The organism is Neohoeflea coraliihabitans, assembly GCF_019334345.1.
In the GTDB taxonomy this organism is placed as follows: domain Bacteria; phylum Pseudomonadota; class Alphaproteobacteria; order Rhizobiales; family Rhizobiaceae; genus Pseudohoeflea; species Pseudohoeflea coraliihabitans.
The window spans coordinates 333,143-352,535 of the sequence record NZ_JAHWQX010000001.1 but is presented as its reverse complement, the minus strand read 5'-3'; the positions used below and the strand labels follow the sequence as shown (position 1 = coordinate 352,535).

General features: G+C 62.4%; 19 protein-coding genes. 15 read left to right on the top strand and 4 right to left on the bottom strand.

Features of this window, described 5'->3' with window-relative positions:
* Positions 1-11 precede the first annotated feature (11 nt).
* From KY465_RS01695 to KY465_RS01685, 3 genes are all read left to right on the top strand, one after another.
* Positions 12-521 (top strand): TRAP transporter small permease, encoded by a 510-nt coding sequence (locus KY465_RS01695; RefSeq protein WP_219157784.1) that lies wholly within the window; start codon positions 12-14, stop codon positions 519-521.
* Positions 514-1,809: a TRAP transporter large permease gene (locus tag KY465_RS01690; protein ID WP_219157782.1), complete on the top strand. Its 1,296-nt coding sequence runs from the start codon at positions 514-516 to the stop codon at positions 1,807-1,809. The genes KY465_RS01695 and KY465_RS01690 overlap by 8 nt, the downstream gene beginning before the upstream one ends.
* A 69-nt stretch (positions 1,810-1,878) precedes the next feature.
* On the top strand, positions 1,879-2,388 hold the full coding sequence (locus tag KY465_RS01685) for a nuclear transport factor 2 family protein (RefSeq protein ID WP_219157780.1): 510 nt from the start codon (positions 1,879-1,881) through the stop codon (positions 2,386-2,388).
* Between the two features lie 36 nt (positions 2,389-2,424).
* Here KY465_RS01685 and KY465_RS01680 read toward each other — a convergent pair whose 3' ends face one another.
* Positions 2,425-4,005 (bottom strand): AMP-binding protein, encoded by a 1,581-nt coding sequence (locus tag KY465_RS01680; protein ID WP_219157778.1) that lies wholly within the window; start codon positions 4,003-4,005, stop codon positions 2,425-2,427.
* A 553-nt stretch (positions 4,006-4,558) separates the two neighbouring features.
* On the opposite strand from KY465_RS01680, the gene KY465_RS01675 reads away from it, so the two are divergent.
* The 10 genes from KY465_RS01675 to KY465_RS01630 all read left to right on the top strand — a co-directional run bounded on the left by KY465_RS01675 (position 4,559) and on the right by KY465_RS01630 (position 14,748).
* Positions 4,559-5,722 (top strand): acyl-CoA dehydrogenase family protein, encoded by a 1,164-nt coding sequence (locus KY465_RS01675; protein WP_219157776.1) that lies wholly within the window; start codon positions 4,559-4,561, stop codon positions 5,720-5,722.
* A 7-nt stretch (positions 5,723-5,729) separates the two neighbouring features.
* Positions 5,730-6,704 carry a thiamine pyrophosphate-dependent dehydrogenase E1 component subunit alpha gene (locus tag KY465_RS01670; protein ID WP_219157774.1) on the top strand — a complete coding sequence of 325 codons (975 nt, stop codon included), beginning with the start codon at positions 5,730-5,732 and terminating at the stop codon, positions 6,702-6,704.
* Between the two features lie 9 nt (positions 6,705-6,713).
* Complete coding sequence (locus KY465_RS01665; protein ID WP_219157772.1) at positions 6,714-7,691, top strand: alpha-ketoacid dehydrogenase subunit beta; 978 nt, start codon at positions 6,714-6,716, stop codon at positions 7,689-7,691.
* 10 nt (positions 7,692-7,701) lie between these two features.
* On the top strand, positions 7,702-8,928 hold the full coding sequence (locus tag KY465_RS01660; RefSeq protein ID WP_219157770.1) for a dihydrolipoamide acetyltransferase family protein: 1,227 nt from the start codon (positions 7,702-7,704) through the stop codon (positions 8,926-8,928).
* Positions 8,925-9,338 (top strand): MaoC family dehydratase, encoded by a 414-nt coding sequence (locus KY465_RS01655; protein WP_219157768.1) that lies wholly within the window; start codon positions 8,925-8,927, stop codon positions 9,336-9,338. The genes KY465_RS01660 and KY465_RS01655 overlap by 4 nt, the downstream gene beginning before the upstream one ends.
* Positions 9,335-9,718, top strand: a complete 384-nt coding sequence (locus tag KY465_RS01650) for a MaoC family dehydratase (protein WP_219157766.1) — start codon at positions 9,335-9,337, stop codon at positions 9,716-9,718. The genes KY465_RS01655 and KY465_RS01650 overlap by 4 nt, the downstream gene beginning before the upstream one ends.
* A 186-nt stretch (positions 9,719-9,904) precedes the next feature.
* The gene (locus KY465_RS01645; protein WP_219157764.1) at positions 9,905-11,464 is read left to right on the top strand and encodes a class I adenylate-forming enzyme family protein; all 1,560 of its coding nucleotides are present in this window, start codon (positions 9,905-9,907) and stop codon (positions 11,462-11,464) included.
* 63 nt (positions 11,465-11,527) lie between these two features.
* The gene (gene bktB / locus KY465_RS01640; protein ID WP_219157762.1) at positions 11,528-12,709 is read left to right on the top strand and encodes a beta-ketothiolase BktB; all 1,182 of its coding nucleotides are present in this window, start codon (positions 11,528-11,530) and stop codon (positions 12,707-12,709) included.
* Positions 12,710-12,850: 141 nt separating this feature from the next.
* Positions 12,851-13,687, top strand: coding sequence for an enoyl-CoA hydratase/isomerase family protein (locus KY465_RS01635; protein ID WP_219157760.1), 837 nt, complete (start codon positions 12,851-12,853; stop codon positions 13,685-13,687).
* On the top strand, positions 13,684-14,748 hold the full coding sequence (locus tag KY465_RS01630) for an alcohol dehydrogenase catalytic domain-containing protein (protein ID WP_219157758.1): 1,065 nt from the start codon (positions 13,684-13,686) through the stop codon (positions 14,746-14,748). Before KY465_RS01635 ends, KY465_RS01630 begins: the two co-directional genes overlap by 4 nt.
* A 71-nt stretch (positions 14,749-14,819) precedes the next feature.
* Here KY465_RS01630 and KY465_RS01625 read toward each other — a convergent pair whose 3' ends face one another.
* Complete coding sequence (locus KY465_RS01625; protein ID WP_219157756.1) at positions 14,820-15,452, bottom strand: TetR/AcrR family transcriptional regulator; 633 nt, start codon at positions 15,450-15,452, stop codon at positions 14,820-14,822.
* Between the two features lie 162 nt (positions 15,453-15,614).
* Positions 15,615-16,526, bottom strand: coding sequence for a DMT family transporter (locus KY465_RS01620; RefSeq protein ID WP_255561377.1), 912 nt, complete (start codon positions 16,524-16,526; stop codon positions 15,615-15,617).
* Between the two features lie 333 nt (positions 16,527-16,859).
* Between KY465_RS01620 and KY465_RS01615 the strand changes: the two genes are divergently transcribed.
* Positions 16,860-17,687, top strand: a complete 828-nt coding sequence (locus KY465_RS01615; RefSeq protein ID WP_219157754.1) for a sulfotransferase domain-containing protein — start codon at positions 16,860-16,862, stop codon at positions 17,685-17,687.
* 41 nt (positions 17,688-17,728) lie between these two features.
* Here KY465_RS01615 and KY465_RS01610 read toward each other — a convergent pair whose 3' ends face one another.
* Entirely contained in the window at positions 17,729-18,376 is a 648-nt protein-coding gene (locus tag KY465_RS01610; RefSeq protein WP_219157751.1) for a TetR family transcriptional regulator C-terminal domain-containing protein, read from the bottom strand.
* Positions 18,377-18,542: 166 nt separating this feature from the next.
* Here KY465_RS01610 and KY465_RS01605 point away from each other — a divergent pair, with 166 nt between their 5' ends.
* The gene (locus KY465_RS01605; RefSeq protein WP_219157749.1) at positions 18,543-19,391 is read left to right on the top strand and encodes a uracil-DNA glycosylase family protein; all 849 of its coding nucleotides are present in this window, start codon (positions 18,543-18,545) and stop codon (positions 19,389-19,391) included.
* Positions 19,392-19,393: the final 2 nt, after the last annotated feature.

The following is a 19,393-nucleotide window of genomic DNA, read 5'->3' as shown; positions in this document are numbered from 1 at the left end:
GAGACAGACAAGTGGCTCGACGATTCTGGTCAACAGTCGATACCGTTCTCATCGCTCTCGCCGGAACCGTTCTCCTGGCGTCGATCCTGCATGTGACCGCCGACGTCGCAATGAAGTATTTCTTCGCGCAACCGATACCCGGCACGATCGTCTACGTCTCGAACTTCTACATGACGATGATCGTCTTCCTGCCGCTTGCCTCGGCCGAACTGCGCAATCAGCACGTGTTTGTCGATCTATGGCCCGAACAGGCACCGCGCTGGCTCGACATGCTCGGCCTGCGCTTCAACTGGGCGCTGTCATCGGCGATCTATTTCCTTCTGGCATGGAACACCCTGAAAGACGCCATGCGGAAGCAGGCGGAGGGCGAGTATGTGCTTGACCAGTCAGGGCTCGTCATCACATGGCCGAGCTATTACGTTCTTCCATTCGGATTCGTTGTGATCGGCGCTCTTCTGGCAGCCAAGATCGTCAAGCCGCGCCTCGCGCTGACCGCCGACAAGGCGCAGACCAATGGATAAGGAACTCATTGGCACAGCCTGTGTCGTCCTCCTGTTCGTGCTGCTCTATATCCGGGTTCCAATCGGTATCGCCCTGATCGGTGTCTCGGTCGGCGGCATCACCGTGCTCACGAACTTCAAGGTCGCCTCGAGCCTTCTGCAGACCGTGCCCTACACCTTTGTCGCGACCTGGACGATGAGCTCGATCCCGATGTTCCTGTTCATGGGATATCTCTGCTACCACGCCGGTATCACCACCAGCATCTTCCGGGCGGCACGGTTGTTTCTGCGCCATGCTCCCGGCGGGCTGGCCATAGCCTCGATCTTCGGTTGCGCCGGTTTTGCCGCGGTGACGGGATCCAGCGTCGCCTGTGCCGCGGCGATGGGACGGATCGCGATCCCCGAGATGATGAAGCAGCGCTATGACGCAGCCTTGTCGACGGGCACGCTCGCGGCGGCGGGCACGATCGGCGCTCTCATTCCTCCCAGCATTCTGATGATCATTTATGGGACCATCGCGCAGGTTTCCATCATCAAGCTGTTTGCCGGCGGCATCGCCCTCGGTCTGCTGACGGCACTCTCCTACGTCATCGTCATCGTCGTGCGCGTCAAGCTCAACCCGGCCCTGGCGCCGGCGGTGCAGGATCATGAGAGAGAACCGGTTGGCGCGGTCCTGCTCGATACCTGGCCGCTGATGCTGTTGCTGATTGCCGTGTTCGGCGGCTTGTTTTTGGGGTTCTTCACGCCCACCGAAGCGGGCGCCGTCGGGGCGTTCACCTCCATGGTGATCGCCGTCGCCAAGCGCAGCCTGAGCTTCAAGGTGCTGCGCAACACGATCGTGGAAACGCTTGTCACGACTTCCGCGATCATTGTCATCACGGTCGGCGCCAGCCTGTTCACACGCGTCATCGCGGTGAGTGGAATCAGCGGTGCGCTGGAAGCCCTGGTCATCAGCTGGGGTGTCGACCCGATCATGTTGATGTTCACGATCGCGCTGGTCTACCTTCTGCTCGGCATGTTTCTCGAGCCGATCGGCGCGATGCTGATCACGCTGCCGATCTTTCTGCCGCTTGTGACGCTTGCCGGTTACGATCTGATCTGGTTCGGCGTCATTGTCGCCAAGTTTCTCGAAGTTGGCATGATCACACCTCCGGTCGGACTGAATGTTTTCGTCATCAAGAATGTGGTCGGTTCGCAGGTCTCCATGACCACGATCTTTCGGGGGATCATCTGGTTCTTCATCGCCGATCTTGTCCTGATCGTCGCATGTGTCATCTGGCCGGGGCTGGTGTCCTGGACTTACAATTGATCGGCCAGCCGCTTTCGAACGGGGCGCCTCACCAAGGGAGATGGCATGAGCCAAGACGGGGGAGATGACATGAGCCAGGACGAAGGCCTGCTGTGGGAACTGGAACAGCGCCGCCTGATTTCGGAGGTGCTGATCGACTACTGTCACTTCGTGGATCGCAATGATCCGGAGGGGCTCGTATCCGAGGTGTTCTGCGAGGACGGGCGGTTCGAACTCGGCTCGCGCCACGCCGTGATCGGGCGCCCGGACCTGGCCCTCATGTTTGCCAGGACGCTCGCGGCCTTCAGCAGAACAAGCCACCATGTCTCGAACATCAAGATCGATCTGACAGGGCCGCAAACGGCCCGATCGACTGCCTATGTCTATGCGTGGCATGTCACCGTGAACGAGGGGCGACGCATCGACCTGTGGGGGCGCTACCACGACCGGCACAGCTTGACTGACAAGGGCTGGCGGATTGCCAGCCGGCGTCTGACGGTCGCTGGGAGTGACGGGTGGATCGATCCGCCATTCGAACTGGCCGAGCGGCTGCAGAGCCCGGCGAAGACGCCCTCTCCAAAGATTACCCGCCTGCAGTAGCCCCGCCGCATGGGCTGCGGATCGGAAGGGTCCGGCCTATCGCCCGGGTGACCAGCAGGCGTCGGTGCCCGACGCGCGCAGGGAGGCCTTGAGGATCTTGCCGGTCGGCGTTTTCGGAAGTTCCTCCCGCGCCAGCTCGATGAAACCGGGCAGCATGAAAGCCGGCAGCCTTTGCTCGAGATAGGCGTACAGATCCCCGGCGGTCAGGTCAGCGCCGGGTCTCAAGGACACCACCGCCTTGATCTCGTCTTCGCCCATGCCGGAGGGCACGGCGACGGCGGCCGATTCCAGCACGGCCGGGTGAGTGTCGATCTCGCGCTCGACTTCAAAGGAAGAAATGTTTTCGCCGCGCCGCCGGATGGCATCCTTCAACCGGTCGACGAAATAGAAATTTCCCTCGCTGTCACAGCGGAAGATGTCGCCGGTGTGGAACCAGAGATTGCGCCAGCTCTCCAGGGTCTTTGCCGGGTTCTTCCAGTAGCCGAGGAAAAAATCCCACGGACGGTCGGCGCGGACAACCAGTTCGCCGGTCTTGCCCGGCGGCAAAGGGGTGTCGAATTCGTCGACGATGCGGGCCGTCACCCCGGGGCGCGGACGACCGGCTGCGGTGTCGTTTGCGAGGTTGAAGCCGTCCGAGTGCAGGGGAACGCTGACCTCCGTCATGTTGAACCAGGTGGCGACTTCGATGTTGAAACGTGCCTTGAAACCCTCGAGGTCAGCGGGCAACGGGATGATCACCACCTTGCGCAGGGGATGATCGCGGTCGTCGGCCTGCGCCGGACGCGTCATCAGGAAGCTCGGCATTGTCGAAAGAAGTATGGTCATCGTCACGCCGTATCGACGAATGTCCGGCCAGAAACCGCTCGCACTGAATTTCTCCCGTATCGCCATCGTGGCGCCGGCAATCAGGACAATCCCGACCATCTGCGACAGACCGACATGGAACATGGGCAGGAACATGTAGAAGACGTCTTGCGGCGCGCACCACGCGGCAGGCACCTCAGCAGTCGTCCAGGCCTGAGCGTGGGAATAGAGAACACCTTTGGATGGACCGGTGGTGCCGGACGTATAAAAAATCGCCATCGGATCGCTGTCGGAGACGATGCGGGGCAGCGGGGACGGATCGGCGCTTTGAAGGCTGGTGGCAGCGGTCCACGTCCAGGGCAGTTCGCCGGCGCGTGATGGCGGTTCGCCGCCGAAGACGGCGATGGTGCGGATGTGTGGCAAACCATCGGCAAGATCGGTCCAGACGGCGAGATGACGCTCGGCAACGATGGCGAGGGCGGCTTCCGAGTCGTTCACCTGGTGGCGCAGCATCTCTCCCCTGTAGGCAGCGTTGACCGGCACCATGATGGCGCCAATCTTGCAGATGCCAAGCCAGATGAGCACGTGCTCGATGCCGGAGGGAATCATCAGCAACACCCGATCGCCCTTGCCGATGCCGGCCGCTGCAAGACCGTTGGCCCAGCGGTTCGCCTCCTGATCCGCCTGCCGCCACGTCAGGCTGCGGTCATCCATGACAAGAAACGGTTTCTGCTCCGCGGCTGCGGCACGCTCCTCGAGCAGGTAGTGGAGGACCCGGCCTGCGGGCGGCGCTGAACCGGTATGCGCGCTCATGCGGATTTTTGCCCTGAACAGAGGCTTTGCGGCTGCACCCGGTTGCAGCGGCTGGTTGGCCGTTGATCTAACCCCTGCACGATCTTCCTCCTCCAGGCGCTGGTGTTGGTCGTCACGCGCGCGCACCAACCGGGCGCGCCCCGTATTGACCAGGCACTGAGACCTTTAAAAACCAAAAAGTAAAATATTATACCATTGAGTAGGTCGTCAACTGGTTCGTCGTGAAATGCTCGATGCACGGCGGCATCGTCGTTCGCTGCAAGTCCTTGCCAAGGCGTAAGTTCAGCCCGCCCCTGTGCATAAGACCGACGCCACCCAGCCGCCCTGAACATAATGGCAGTGGCCACCAGGGCTGGGCGGATAGCCTCGGCGAGGGATGCCTGGCCAATCGCTCAGCGCTGATTTTTCGCCCCGGACACCGTCCGAAGGTTGACAATATACCCACGAGTAGACAAAGATACTTCAAGGTAAGAAAGACTGCCGGCGCCGCAACGACCGCTACAGGCCCGGTTCTGGTTCACGGGAATTGCCGCCCGGATACGGAAGGAAGATCATGGACTTCGATTTCACAGAGGATCAGCACGCCTTGCGCGATCTGGTGCGGAAGTTCGTCGCCCGCGAAATGCCGAAGGATGCTGTCGCGCAGTGGGATGCGAACGGGACGTTTCCTTCGGATCTTTTGGATAAGATGGCCGAAATCGGCCTGATGGGGGCTTCAATTCCCGAAGAGTTCGGCGGCACGGGCGGCGGGGTGGTCGAGGAGACCATCGTTCTGGAAGAACTCGCTCGGCACTCCTCGACGGTCGCCCTGGCGTATGGGCTCGACGTTTCGTTCGGGGCGGTGACAATCGAACGGCACGGCTCCGATAGCCAGAAACAGGAATTCCTTCCGCAGATCGCGGGTGGGGACGTGCATTTCGCGCTTTCCATGACCGAGCCGAACGGGGGAACCGATATTCTCGGCGCGATGAAGACCAAGGCGGTCGCCGATGGCGACGACTATGTCATCAATGGCGCCAAGATCTGGACCACGGGGGTGAACATCGCGTCCTGGCTGTTTGTCGTCGCGCGCACCGAACGGGATCCGGCGAAGTTGTCGCGTGGCTTGACCGTGTTTCTCGTCCCGAAGGACACGCCGGGCATCTCCTACCGCAAGATCGAGAAGCTGGGGTCGAAGTTCCTGCATTCCTATGAGGTCAGCTACGACAATGTCCGCGTTCCGAAAAGCGCGATCGTCGGAGAGGAAGGGCGGGGCTGGCACGCGATCATCGACACATTGAACAATGAGCGCATCTTCGTTGCCGCCGTCTGCGTCGGCCTCGGTCAGGGGGCGCTGGACGATGCCGTGCAGTATGCCGGCGAGCGCAATGCTTTCGGCAAGCCCATCGGGCAGTTTCAGGCAGTCCAGCATCCGCTCGCCGATAGCCTCACCGAAATCGAACTTGCCCGCCTGATGACCTACAAGGCATCCTGGATGCAGGATCAGGGGCAGGACTGTTCGCTGCCGGCATCGATGGCAAAATATTTCGCTTCCGAAGCGGCGTTCCGCACCACCGATCGGGGCATGCGCGTGCTGGCTGGCTACGGTTTTGCCATGGAGTACAACATGCAGCGTTATTATCGGGACATTCGTCAGCTCATCTTTGCGCCGATCACCAACGAGATGGGGCGCAATTTCATTGCCCAGGTCGGGCTTGGCCTGCCGAAATCATATTGAGGGCACCATGACCCAGGATCCGATCAGCCTCTACCGCAGCATGCTCGAGATTCGGGAGTGCGAAACCCAGTTGAATGCCCTGTTCGCGCAGAACAAGTTTCCGGGCTACATCCACTCCTATCTCGGACAGGAAGCGTGCGCGGTCGGCATCTGTGCCGATCTCAACGAGCGGGACTATGTGGTTTCCAATCACCGCGGGCGGGGGCATTACCTGGCCAAAGGCATGGCGCTGAAGCCCATGGTCGCAGAGATGCTCGGCAAGGAAACCGGAATCTGTGGCGGTCGGGGCGGCGAGATGCATGCCGCTGATCCGGAGCTCGGGATTCTCGGAGGCAATGGCATTGTCGGGGCCGGCATGCCGATCGCCGCGGGCGCGGCGCTTTCGGCGCAAATGGACGGGGAGGGCGCGGTCGCCGCCGTGTTCTTTGGCGAAGGCGCCAGCAACAACGGGTCCTTCGGCGAAACCCTGAACATCGCCGCAGCCTGGAAGCTGCCGCTGGTCATGGTCTGCGAAAACAATCTCTACGCCGAAATGACACCCTTCGCCGATACGGTCGCGCAGCCGGACGTCGCCGCCCGCGCTGCCGGCTACGGAATGGAATCGGAAGTCGTTGACGGCAATGACGTGCTGGCCGTGCGGGCTGCGGCAGGCCGCGCCTATGCGCGCGCCCGGGCCGGCGAAGGGCCGACCCTTCTGGAACTGAAGACCTATCGGTGGGGAGGGCATTTCGAGGGCGACCCGCGAAAATATCGCAGCAAGGAGGAGGAGGCCGAGTGGAAAGCGCTCTGCCCGGTCGCGCGCTACCGCGCGCATCTGCTCGACGAGGTCGGTGTCGAAGGGGCGCAACTCGAGGCGCTCGAGACAAAAATTGCGGCCGAAGTTGCCGAAGCGGTGGAGTTCGCGCTGAACAGCCCGCTGCCCGAACCGCGTAGCGCGTTGTCGAAAGTCTTCGCCGGTTCCGGCGCTGCGCCGGATTGCTAAGGAGCTGACATGCCTTCAAAGACCTTTTGCTGGGCAATCATTGATGCCATGCATGAAGAAATGGCACGCGACGAGAAGGTATTCCTGATCGGAGAGGACGTTGCGGCCGCCGGCGGCGCTTTCGGCGCGTCGCGCGGTCTGCTGGATGCTTTCGGGCCGACGCGGGTCCGAGACACCCCGATCAGCGAGGAAATCATCGTCGGCATGGGGGTTGGCGCGGCGATGACCGGTCGCAGGCCGATCGTCGAGATCATGTTCATCGACTTTCTCGGACTGTGCCTCGACCAGATCGCGAACCAGGCGGCCAAGACCCACTACATCTACAATGGCCTGTTCAAGATGCCGCTGGTGATCCGAACCAGCACGGCAGTCGAGATGGGCATCGGCCCGCACCATTCGCAGGCGTGGGAAAGCCTTGTGGCGCACATTCCGGGCCTGAAAGTCGTCATGCCGTCGACGCCGCGGGATGCAAAGGGCCTGCTGAAGTCGGCGATCCGGGACGACAATCCGGTGGTCTTCATCGAGCATATCGCGATGCATCGGAACAAGGAGGAGATCGAGGATGACAGCGATCTCTTGATTCCGATCGGCAAGGCGGACATCAAACGGAGTGGCACGGATGTGACGGTGGTCGCCTCCGGACTGATGGTGGCGCGGGCCCTTGCCGCGGCCGAGGTGCTGGCAAAGGACGGTGTCAGCGTGGAAGTTCTCGATCCGCGGACAATTTCGCCGCTGGACTTCGATACGATCGCCGAATCGGTCAGCCGGACCAATCGCTGCCTGGTTGTCAGCTCGTCGCACAAGAATTTCGGCTTCGGCTCGGAAGTAGCGGCGGAAATCGGCGAGCGTTGCTTCTTTGATCTCGACCAGCCGGTGCGCCGGCTGTCGCCGCCCTTCACGCCCGCCCCGTTCGGTCGGCAATTCGACGAGTTTCTGAACCCCGACACCGACGACATCGTGGCGGCGCTGCGCGATCTGATGGCGTGAGGAGCAGAAGATGACGCACGAGATCGCAATCCCCAAGCTTGGTCTGACAATGACCGACTGCACTCTTGTCGACTGGCACAAGAGCGACGGTGACCGCGTCGAGCCGGGCGAAGTGCTGTTTGCGATCGAGACCGACAAGATCACTTCCGAAGTCGAGGCGGACGGCGCCGGCTATCTGCGCCGGTACGCCGAAGTGGAATCGACCCACACCGTTGGCAGCGTGATCGGCGGCCTCTACGCGACGCAAGAGGCGGCTCTCTCGGCCGGTATCGACCAGCAGGAAGCTGCGGCGGACACGCCGGCACCTGTCGTGGAAGAGATCGAGCGCCCTTTCGCGCCGGCCGCGGTCGACAAGGGATCGCGGCAGCGGGTTTCGCCGCTGGCGCGGCGCATTGCGAGGGAAGCAGGGATCGACCCGCGCGATTTGACCGGGACCGGCGCGCGCGGCGCCATCCTGCGCCGCGACGTCGATGCCGAAATCGAGCGGCGCGGGAAGGCACCGGCAGAAACGACGGGTGCCGCTGCAGCCGGCGCCACCGGTGAAGCCTCGCGCCGGCCACTTTCCGGGCTGCGCAGGAGCATTGCACGCAACATGATGCAGAGCCTGCAGTCGACGGCGCAAATGACCGCCTTCGCGCGGGTTGATATGGCCGAAGTGGTTGCCCTGCGAAAGGCCTGTCTGGCGCGGGAAGCGGACACCGGGGTCAGGATCTCGTTTACGGATATCGTTCTGAAGGCCTGTGCAATTGCCCTGGCCCGGATGCCCGAGATCAACGCATCGATCATCGGCGAGGAGATCGTGTCCTGGGCCGATGTGAATGTCGGCCTTGCCGTGGCACTTGACGATGGTCTCCTCGTGCCGGTGATCCACAATGCCGACCGGAAGTCGCTTGTGGAGATTGCGCGCGAGCGGATCGATCTTGCCGCGCGTGCCCGCTCCGGTCAGCTTGAGCGTCACGAGATGCAGGGCGGCACCTTCAGCCTGTCCAATTTCGGATCCTATGGCGGCGATTTCGAAACGCCGCTGCTGAACCCGCCGCAATCGGCAATCCTCGGGATCGGCGCCATCGGCGACGAGGCGGTGGTGCGCGACGGGCAGATTGTCATTCGTCCGATGATGATGCTGAGCATGACCTTTGATCACCGCCTCATCGACGGGGCGGTGGCCGGTCGCTACCGCAACGTGCTGCGCTCGCTGCTGGAAAGTCCATACACGATGCTGGCGGATCTGAGATGAGCAACCCTTTGACGACATTCGAAGGCGCTGAGCTGGGGCGCGAGGTGTGCCGCGGCCGGATCGCCCTGACGCAGGAGGAAATCGATCGCTTCTGCAGCCTGATGGGCTATGACGACGCCGCCTTTCGCGCCGGGCCGTCGGGTGGCGGCATCGCGCCGACGTCGATGTGCCTGGCATTCGGGTTGCGCCTGGGGTGGGAGGAGCAGGTTTTTCCGCCAGGTGTCATCCGCGTCGGTGACGAGAACACCTACGGGGTGCCGGCCCGAGCCGGTGATGTGCTGACCACGACATTGGTCATCACCGACCGCTTCGAGCGTAAGGGGCGCCGGTTCCTGACCTATGAGATGGTCACGACCAATCAGGTCGACGATGAGGTCTGCAAGGTCAGGTTCACGGCGATCCTTCCATGAAAACCGAAGGGGATGATGAGATGGCGGTGCAGCCGACGATCACGATCGATCAGGCGATGATCGACGCGTACGCAGCGATTTCGGGCGATTTCAACCCGGTCCATGTGGATCCGGACTTCGCTGCGACAACGCCGTTCGGCACCACGATCGCGCATGGGTGCATTCCGATGGAGCCCATCTTCCGGCTGGTCCAGTCGCGCACCGGCCAGCCGGCAATGCCGCCGAACAGCCGCATGAAGCTGCGTTATCTTCGGCCGGCGCATCCGGGGGACACGATCGGCATCGAAGTCACGGCCACACTCGAAACCGGTTTCGAGTTTCGCTGCATCAATCAGCGGGATGAGACGGTGATCGAAGGGAACGTGCAGCTCGCAGACTAAGGCGGGCAGGGCTGCGGCCGCGTTGCTGCATGCGGAGGACCGGGGACCCCGGCCGCCGGCGACGAGTTTACAAAGGGTCGCCCGGATGGCGGACGACAGGCGCGGACCATGGGGGCGAACAGGTTGGGGCGGTATCCTCACTCGGCGCAGACGGTCCCGCTTAACGGATTGAAGGGAGGAAACGTGATGGACATCGCCGGCAGCCAGAATGTGGCGTCGCTCTTGCGGCAGCGGGTCGAGGAGCATCCCGAGAAATTGTTCCTGCTCCATGAGGATGACGCCGGGCACGTCATCGAACTCACTTACCGCCAATTCTCCGACAAGGTGAACGGACTGGCCGGGCATCTGGCGAAGAGTGGAGTTCGTCCGCAGCACAACGTCGCGGTGATGTTGTCGAACTGCAGCGAATTCCTGCAGGCCTGGTTCGCGATCAACCAGATCGGCGCCGTGATGGTCCCGGTCAATGTTCTCTATTCTCCTGATGAATTGTCCTTCCTCCTGCAGGATGCGCAGTGTGTGGGACTGATCACCGAACCCGAATTTCTGCCAAAATACCGCGAGGTCGAAGCGGATTGTCCTGAGGTCACGGTCAAAATCCTGGCGCGCGCGGATGAAGCTGCCGGCGGCTTCGACCTTCTTGCCGAGATCGACGAGGCCGGTGCGCCTTGTCCTCAGGTGGCGATCGCACCGGGCGACTGTTCGCAGATCATCTACACGTCCGGCACGACATCGCGTCCCAAGGGCGCCATTCTCAGCCACCATGGCAGCGTGATCCAGGGGATCGCCCTGGCACAGCATTTCGGTCTGAAAAGTGATGAAAGGACGTGCGTTGTCCTGCCCCTGTTCCACGTCAACGGACAGTTTGTCAGCGTGATTCCGACCCTGACCGTCGGCGGCACGATCGTTCTGCTTCAGTCCTACAGCGCCAGCCGGTTCTGGTCGCAGGTGCGGCGGCATCGCTGCACCTTCATCAGCATCGTGCCGATGATCCTGCGCACGCTTCTTGCGCAGCCCGCGCAGGAAACCGACACGCAGCATTCCGTCAGGATGACGTTCTATGCCCTGCCGACATCGGATGCCGAGTGGACCGCGTTCGAGAGCCGGTACGCCGTCAGACTGATCGAAGGGTACGGCCTGTCGGAGACTTTCGGCATCTGCACGGCCAATCCCGTTCTGCATGGCCGGACCAAGCGGCATTGCATAGGGCTGCCCGTCATGGGCCGCGAGATCCGCGTGATCGATGACGACTGGAACGACGTTCCGACGGGGCAAAGCGGCGGCATAGTCGTGCGCGGGGCGCCGCTTTTCAGCGGGTATTTTCGCAATGAAGAGGCCACGCGCGCCTGCATGCGGGATGGATGGCTGACTACCGGCGACAATGGATCGCTCGACGAGGATGGCTATCTGCATTTCCTCGACCGGTCGAAGGATGTGATCAAGCGCGCCGGCGAGAACATCGCTGCCGGCGAGGTGGAGCGGGTCCTGTCCGGTCATCCGGCGGTTGCGGAATGCGCCGTCATCGGCGTCTTTGATCCACTTCGCGACGAAGCGGTCAAGGCGGTCGTGGTGGTCCGCGCTGGAATGGAAGCTTCGCAGGACGAACTCGGTGACTGGTGTGCCAAGTCGCTTGCCAAATTCAAGGTGCCGACCCTTTTCGAATTCCGCGACGCGCTTCCGAAGACGTCGATCGGCAAGATCATGAAGTATCAGTTGCGCGCCGAGCATGCTGCCGCACATCCGCATTAGCGCTCGCCAACCGGCCGCGTCGCTGCCCGAACCCTCGTTTCCCGCCTGAAGGATCAACAAGACATGCCCGAAACCACCTATATTCTTTCCGCAGTGCGGACCGCCATCGGTCGTTTCGGTGGTGGCCTGATGGGCATCGCGCCGAGTGAGCTGGGAAGCCGGGTCGCGGCCGAAGCCATGGTCCGCGCGAATGTGGAACCGGCGCGCATCGGACACGTGGTGTTCGGAAATGTCATCCCCACCGGTCCCCAGGATGCCTATCTCGCGCGCATCGCGGCGATCAGCGCGGGCATCCCGGAAGACGTTCCCGCCATGACCCTGAACCGCCTGTGCGGAAGTGGCGCGCAAGCCATCGTTTCGGCGGCGCAAAACATCATGCTCGGCGATGCGCCGGTCGCGCTGGCCGGTGGGGCCGAGGTGATGAGCCGGGCGCCGCATTTCGTGCAGGTGGCCCGCTTCGGCCAGAAAATGGGTGATGCCGCACTTGTGGATGGTCTTGCGGGCGTGCTCACCGACCCGTTCGGCAATGGCATCATGGGCGTGACAGCCGAGAACGTGGCGCAGAAATACGGGGTGTCGCGAGAGGACCAGGACGCCTTCGCACTGGAAAGCCAACGCCGGGCGGCGGCGGCCATGGCTGCCGGGCATTTCAGGAGCCAGATTCTTCCGGTGGAGACCAAAGTGGGGCGGAGCCAGGTGATCGTCGACACGGACGAACATCCCAAGCCCGAGACGACCGCCGAGATGCTGGCGGGCCTTCGCCCCGCCTTCAGGAAAGATGGTGTCGTGACGGCCGGCAACTCGTCGGGCATAAATGACGGCGCAGCGGCAGTTGTCCTGGCGTCGGAACGTTACGTCGAATCCGCTGGCGCCGCACCGCTGGCGCGGATTGTTGGCTATGCCCACGCCGGAGTGGCGCCGGAGGTGATGGGAATCGGGCCGGTGCCCGCGGTGCGGGTACTCATTCAGCGGTGCGGGCTGAAGCTGGACGATTTCGACGTTGTCGAATCCAACGAGGCATTCGCCGCGCAGGCCATTGCGGTCAACCGCGAACTCGGCCTTGATCCGGCAAAGGTCAACCCGGATGGCGGGGCCATTGCCCTGGGCCACCCGGTCGGAGCGACCGGTGCGATCCTGACGGTCAAGGCGCTTTACCACCTGCAGCGCACTGGCGGGCGCTATGGCCTGATCACCATGTGCATCGGCGGAGGCCAGGGTATTGCGCTGGCCATTGAACGCATGTGACGCGCCCGGAGAGCCAGGCAGATCGCCGTGAATGGCAGGGCCGACCGCCGACGGTCGGTGAAACGTGGCGCCGAATTGGCGCTTGACAGACGTGCACCTCGCGAAGATGATACTAGTCAGTATTAAAACAGACCTAATAGTATGAAGATTGGGACGGAAATGGGAACTGGCGACGACCTTCCAGACTACGCTACCGTGACCCTCGCCTTCGAGGGGCGGATCGCACGTCTGACCCTGAACCGGCCGGAGCGGCTGAACGCGTTGAATCCGGAAATGCTCGAGGAATTGCTCGACGCGCTGGACCGGGTCCGCGCACGGAGCGGTCTCAATGCCCTGTTCCTGCAGGGTGCGGGACGGTTGTTTTCCGCCGGTGTCGATCTCGATACGCCTTTCTTCATGGAGCATGTCGAAGATCCATCGGTCTTTTCAGGCACCCGGCTCCTTAACGCGCAGCACCGCGTGATATCGGCGCTGTTCGAGCAGGAGGTGGTCACCATCGCGGCGCTCAACGGCCACGCCTGTGGCGGCGGCGGACTGGGACTGGCAATGGCTTGCGACATGCGCATCAGCGTCCGGGCGGCCCGGTTCTGGATGGTGCCGCTGATGCTCGACGTCATTCAGGATTTCGGTCTGAGCTGGCTTGCGCAGCGTCTGATCGGTCCCTCCCGGGCCATGCAGATGGCGGTCCTGGGGCAGAAGATCGATGCCGATACGGCGCTGTCCTGGGGGCTGGTCAACGAACTGGCCGATGATGCGGCTGCCCTCTCGGAGCGCATGGATGCGCTTGCTGTGCAGATCGAGGGGATGGGTTCTGATGCCCTGCGGATGATGAAGCTGATCCTGCGCAACGGTGAGCGCAGCGACCTGCGTAGTCAGCTTGGAATCGAGGCGGTCGCCAACGGGCTGACCTTTCAGTCCGAGGAATTCCGCCAAAAGAAGAGCGACTATCTCGATGCTCTCAAGGAGGGGCGCAGATGACCAAGGCGACAGGCACCATGCGCGCGGCGCGTCTACACCACGGAGCCAACGGTGGTACCGAATTGCGGCTGGATACGGACGTCGCGGTTCCGGTGCCCGGACCGGGCGAGGTCCTTGTGCGCGTGCGGGCCTGCGGTCTCAATCAGGTCGATCTTTTGACGAAGGACGGCCAGACCCCGCAGGATGTTGCTCTTCCGCATATCTCCGGCACGGAGGTTGCCGGGGATGTTGCCGCAGTGGGGCCGGATGTTGCCGACTGGGAGATCGGGGCGCGCGTGGTCGTCGATCCGATCATCGCCTGTCGGCATTGCGACAACTGCGTCCGCGGTGAGACCAACATGTGCCGCAACAGTCGGGTGTTCGGCGTTCAGACTCCCGGCGGGTACGCCGAATATGCCGTTGCGCCGGCGCGGCAATTGCTCGAACTGCCCGAGGCGCTGGATTATGCAGCCGCGGCTGCGATGGCCGTCACCGGACCGACCGCCTGGCACATGCTGCGCGACCGGGCAAAGGTCGTATTGGGCGAGGATGTGCTGATCATCGCCGCCGGTTCGGGGATCGGCGTGCTCGGTATGCAGATCGCCGCGGCGGCGGGTGCGCGCGTGATCGCAACCGCCGGCGGTCCCGACAAGGTGCGCCGAACGCTTGAGGTGGGCGCCGATTTCGCTGTCGATCACAACGATCCGTCATGGCCCGACCAGGTGCGCCGGTTCACCGGCGGGCGCGGTGTCGACATCGTTTTCGAGCATGTTGGCGCGGCGACATGGGAAGGCAGTCTCAAGGCCCTGGCCCGCGGCGGCCGGCTGGTGACGTGCGGCGGACACTCCGGATTTCAGGTCGGCTTCAATTTGTGGCACCTGTTCGTCAAGGAGCAGACCCTGATCGGGTCCTTCGGCGGCACGCGCCGCGATTTCCTCGAGGTCATGAAAATGGGGGGAGCCGGGCGCTTGCGTCAGGTCGTCCAGGACAGGTTTTCGCTGGCCGATGTGCCCAAGGCACAGGAGCTGCTGCGGCAGCGCAAGGTTTTCGGCAAGCTGATTCTCGATCCCACCTTGCCCTGAGGCTGCAAGCAATTGCACACACGCTCGGGGGCGCGCAGCGCTTCCGGCACCGGAACCTGCGCAGCCGTATGTCAGGATGGCGTCGTCGTGGCCCCGACGCTGCGCAGCACATGCGAGACCATCTGGGCGCAGATCTCTTCCTTCGACAGGCGCGAGGGTTCGCGGTACCAGGCAAAGACGAAACTGACCATGCCGGTGACCACCTGGCTGGCAACGGCCAGATCTTCGAACTCGAAGACGCCTGTCTTCTTGCCTTCGGCAAGAATCGTGCGCACCTGCGCGTCGATCTCGCGGCGCATGCCGGCAATCTCGTCAGCGACTTCCTTTGGAAGATTGAGTTGCTCGCGATAGTAAATCGAGACGAGCTTGTACATGTTCAGCACGATCATCGTGAACTGCTGTGCGGCGAGGGACAGTGCCTCCTTCGGGGGAAGCGACTGATCCGTGACATGTGTGGTCACCGCCAGCCATTCGCGCAGCGTGCGCCGGGCAATTTCCGACAGAAGCTCGGCCTTGTTCTCATAGTGATAATAGACGAAGGGTTTGGTTGCGCCGATGCTTTCGGCGATCACGTCCATTGTCGTTGGCAGGTAACCATTCTGGTAGAAGAGATCCACTGCGCTCTGCAGGATCTTCTCCCGCTTCAGTTCCGCAACCTCGTTCCACACGGAGGCGGCCTTTGTGCTCTTTCGCGTTCTTGGCATGGGAGTTCCTGAAGTAAGAGCGTCTGCGCGCATTTGACTGATCAGTAGCTAGTTATTCTACTGCGTAAGAATACTCAAGTGCAGGCTTCGCGGTCCCTTACCAGGGCGGCACTCCGGATCCCCATCGCGCTGTGCTGCGCGAGCGGCTGCAGTTCATTTTCATCACTTTTGCAGCTGGCGTTCGCGGAAGATGATGTACAGGCCGGTCGACACAATGATGCCGGCGCCGACGAGGGTTGCAAGGTCCGGCACCTCGCGCCAGATGAGCCATCCAAGCAGGATCGCCCATAACAGGCCCGTATATTCGAACTGCGCGACGACCGAGGCCGAACTGAAACGGAAGGCCTGAGTGATCATCGTCATCGCCGCCGTGCCGAGGATCGCCGTTCCGACGAACAGCCAGATGTCCTCGGGGCGCACGGCCGTCCAGAAGAATGGCGCAAGAACGCCGCTGGTCAGGGCGCCGAAGGTGACCAGATACAGCATGACCGTCCAGGGGCTTTCGCGCGGATCGACGAGTCGCGAGCCGATCATCAGCAGGGCGTAGAACAAGGCCGTGCTGACCGGCAGCAATGCGACGAGCTGAAATGTGGCCATGCCCGGACGGACGACGACCAGCACACCGAGAAATCCGACCAGAACCGCCGTCCAGCGGCGCCAGCCGACTTTTTCTTTCAAGAACAGGCTCGAGAGCGTGACGATAAAGATCGGCGCGGCAAAAACGAGGGTCGTCGCTTCGGCAAGTCCAAGATACCTCAATCCGAGAAAGAAGGTGGATGCGGCGCAGGTCCACAACACGCCGCGAAGCAGATGCGCGCCGGGTGAAGCGGTCACGAGTGCCGCCGTGCCACCCATATAGAGGGCCATCAGCAGAGCCGGAACAATGGCGATGATATTGCGCAGAAACAGAATTTGTAGCGGCGCGTAGGTCGCGGTCAGGGTCTTGGCAATGGCATCGTTCAGGCTCAGACATGCGATGCCGGCGCACATCAGGACGATGCCGGAAATCGGGCTGCGTGTGGCGTCCTCCGTCATGAATGTCAGTCCTCCCTGCCGCTGCGTCGAGCGGGTCATTGTTGCGTCCTGCCCCGGAGTGAAGCCGGTATCGACATTCGGCTTCGACGCTGACGCACCACGGCATCTTGCGGTCAAAAGTCCGGAGACCCCGGCGTGATGCGATCCTATGGGCATCGACCGTTGCGTCCGGGTGGATTTAGGCTGCAAGCTGCCGGCAAAGCAACCGCCGTGCATCACTTGCCTCGACCGATCGCCTCTCGCTTGCGTGAATGTCGCGGTCATCGAGCCGGTTTCGTGTCTCGGCCGGTTGGACAGTGACCGTGTGCGGTGCTAGTCGGCTATCCTAGCGAAAAGGCCGATCTGCAGCCGGACACAGGCTCACGGAGACCTATGAAAGTCGATTTTTTCATCATCGGCGTCCAGAAGGCCGGCACGACGGCACTTGCCAGTCTTCTCGCCCAGCATCCTTCGCTGCAACTGCCGGCCCGCAAGGAACTGCATGTGTTCGACAAGGGTGTGGCTGGTGTGGCAGCGCAGGATCGGTTCGAACTAAAGAAGCATTTCGACTGGACTGTCGAAGATGTGATGCGCGGCGAGGCAACGCCGATTTACTGCTATTGGCCGGGCGCATTGGAGCGGCTGCAGGACTACAATTCACAGGCCCGGCTGATCCTGATCCTGCGGCACCCGGCATTCCGGGCCTACTCACAGTGGCGTATGGCCAGGTTTCGCGGGATTGAGCCGCTGTCCTTTGAAGAGGCCGTGTCGGACAAGGGGCGTCGCCGGGTGGTGGGAGCACCGCACGGTGTTAAGCGCAAATTCTCCTATGTCGAACGGGGATTTTATGGCTGGCAGGTGGAGCGGCTGTTGTCGCTGTTCAAGCGCGAGCAGATCCTGTTTGTGCGCACGGACACCTTCTGGTCGCAGCCCCTGAAATCGCTGCAACAGGTGGAAGACTTTCTCGGCGCGCCGCGCTGGCTGCGGGAGAATGTGCAGCCACGCTATATCGTGCCGGTGGAGAATGATGATACCGCGCCGATGGCACCGCGTGCGCGCGAGCGTCTGACACGCCTGTTTGCCGAGGATATCATGCGCACCGGACATCTGACCGGGCTAGACCTTTCGGACTGGCTCGATGCGGCGTATCGCGAACCGATGCCCTCGCCGTGGAATGTGTCGGCCGGAAATCAGGCAGAGGCGACGACCCGGTCCGTTTGATCCCGTCGTCAGGTGGCGGCAGAGGTCGCTGATGCATCCGGTCAATCGGGATCGAATTTGATGGCCTTGAGGATCTGTTCGGCTGCATCGTCGAATTCGGACTTGCGCAGGCGCGGCACTTCCAGCGTCGCAGCCACCACCGGCGCGAAGTCGGAATAGAACTGCGTCGTGGCCCAGATCATGATCAGAAAATGTCGCGGGTCGATGTCCGGAAAGCGCTTCTCGGCGATCCATTGATCGATGGCCGCGCAGGCCTCATGGGTGACATCGAGCATGTGCCGCCGCTGGCGGCGTGAGAGAAATTTGCCGCCGCGGAGCAGTTCTCCGGCGAAAAACCGCGATTGCGCCGCATTGCGGCGGGAACTTTCCAGTTTCTCGCGGACATAGTCGCCCAGCGCTTCACGTGCGTCCCGCTCGGGGCGGATATGGCGCAGAGCTGCGTCCCAATCGTCGAAGACCTCCGCGATCAGCCGCTCATAGATCGCCGCCTTGGACTGGAAATAATAGTAGACATTCGCCTTGGGCAGATCGGAGTCCTCGGCGATTTCAGAAATCGTCGTGCCGTCAAACCCCTTGGCTGAGAACAAACGCACCGAGACCTGGAGGATTCTGGCCTCATTGCGGGCACGGATCCGGCCGTCGGTGTCACCGTTCGCTTTCCTGCTTCCACCGCCCGTTCGACGTGCCATGCTTTCCACCCGCTTTGGCTGCAACTCGTCTCAAACACGTCTTATCAGCTTCGCTCGACAGGGCAAGACGGGGCGCTCAAAAACTGACGGTTTCGTCAACTTATGCGAAATAAAACTTGACGAAATCGTCAGGATCGTCTTCCCTTGATGGCTCGGGGAGACGATCATGGCAACGACGTTGTGTGAAGCAATGCGTGAGATGACCGCAGGCTGGAAGGACGACCTTCCGCCGGACTGGCGCTTGGTGATGCAGGACGTCGAGACGGGCGCCGACGACATTGATCCTCATTTGCAGCTGGAGGCCTGGGAGCCCATCTTTCCGGCCCGGAAGGGCCGGAGCTTTCCGGGGGCGCCGGAGGGCGCGCATATGCTGCGCGCATTCGATGCTGTGCGAGCAGATGCTGTGCGGGTGGTACTTTTGGGCCAGGATCCCTATCCCGATCCGGCTGCCTCGACCGGACGGGCGTTCGAAATCGGCAATGCGCTTGTCTGGCGTGACCTTGAGAGAATGTTCTCGAAATCGATCCGCGCCTTCACGCTGATGCTGATGGCGGCGCGCTACGACCGACCGGAGCTGACGCACAGTTTTTCGGCCTGGTCGACGATGCTCGCGGAGATCGAAAGCGGGAGCTTGCAGATCGAGGATCCTGCGGACATGGCCGACCGCCAGGAGCGCGCCGGCGTGTTGCTTCTCAACTCGGCCCTGACACTCAGCCGGTTCCAGCGTGATGTCGATCCGCACCAGGGGCGCGGTCACGTGCTGTTCTGGAGGCCGGTGATCCGCGCCGCGCTGCGTCACATCGCCAGCCAGGATCGGCCGGTGGTGTTCGTCGCTTTCGGGCAGGCGGCGGCGGACAATCTGGAACATGCGGGATGTCTGCCTGCGCCCGCGCCGCATCTGTCCCTTGTTCTGCCCCATCCCGCATTCGCAGAGGAGTTCCTCGCATGCGCCAATCCCTTCCTTGCCGCAAATGCGCATCTGCAGCGCATGGGCGCGCAACCAATCGCGTGGTAGCC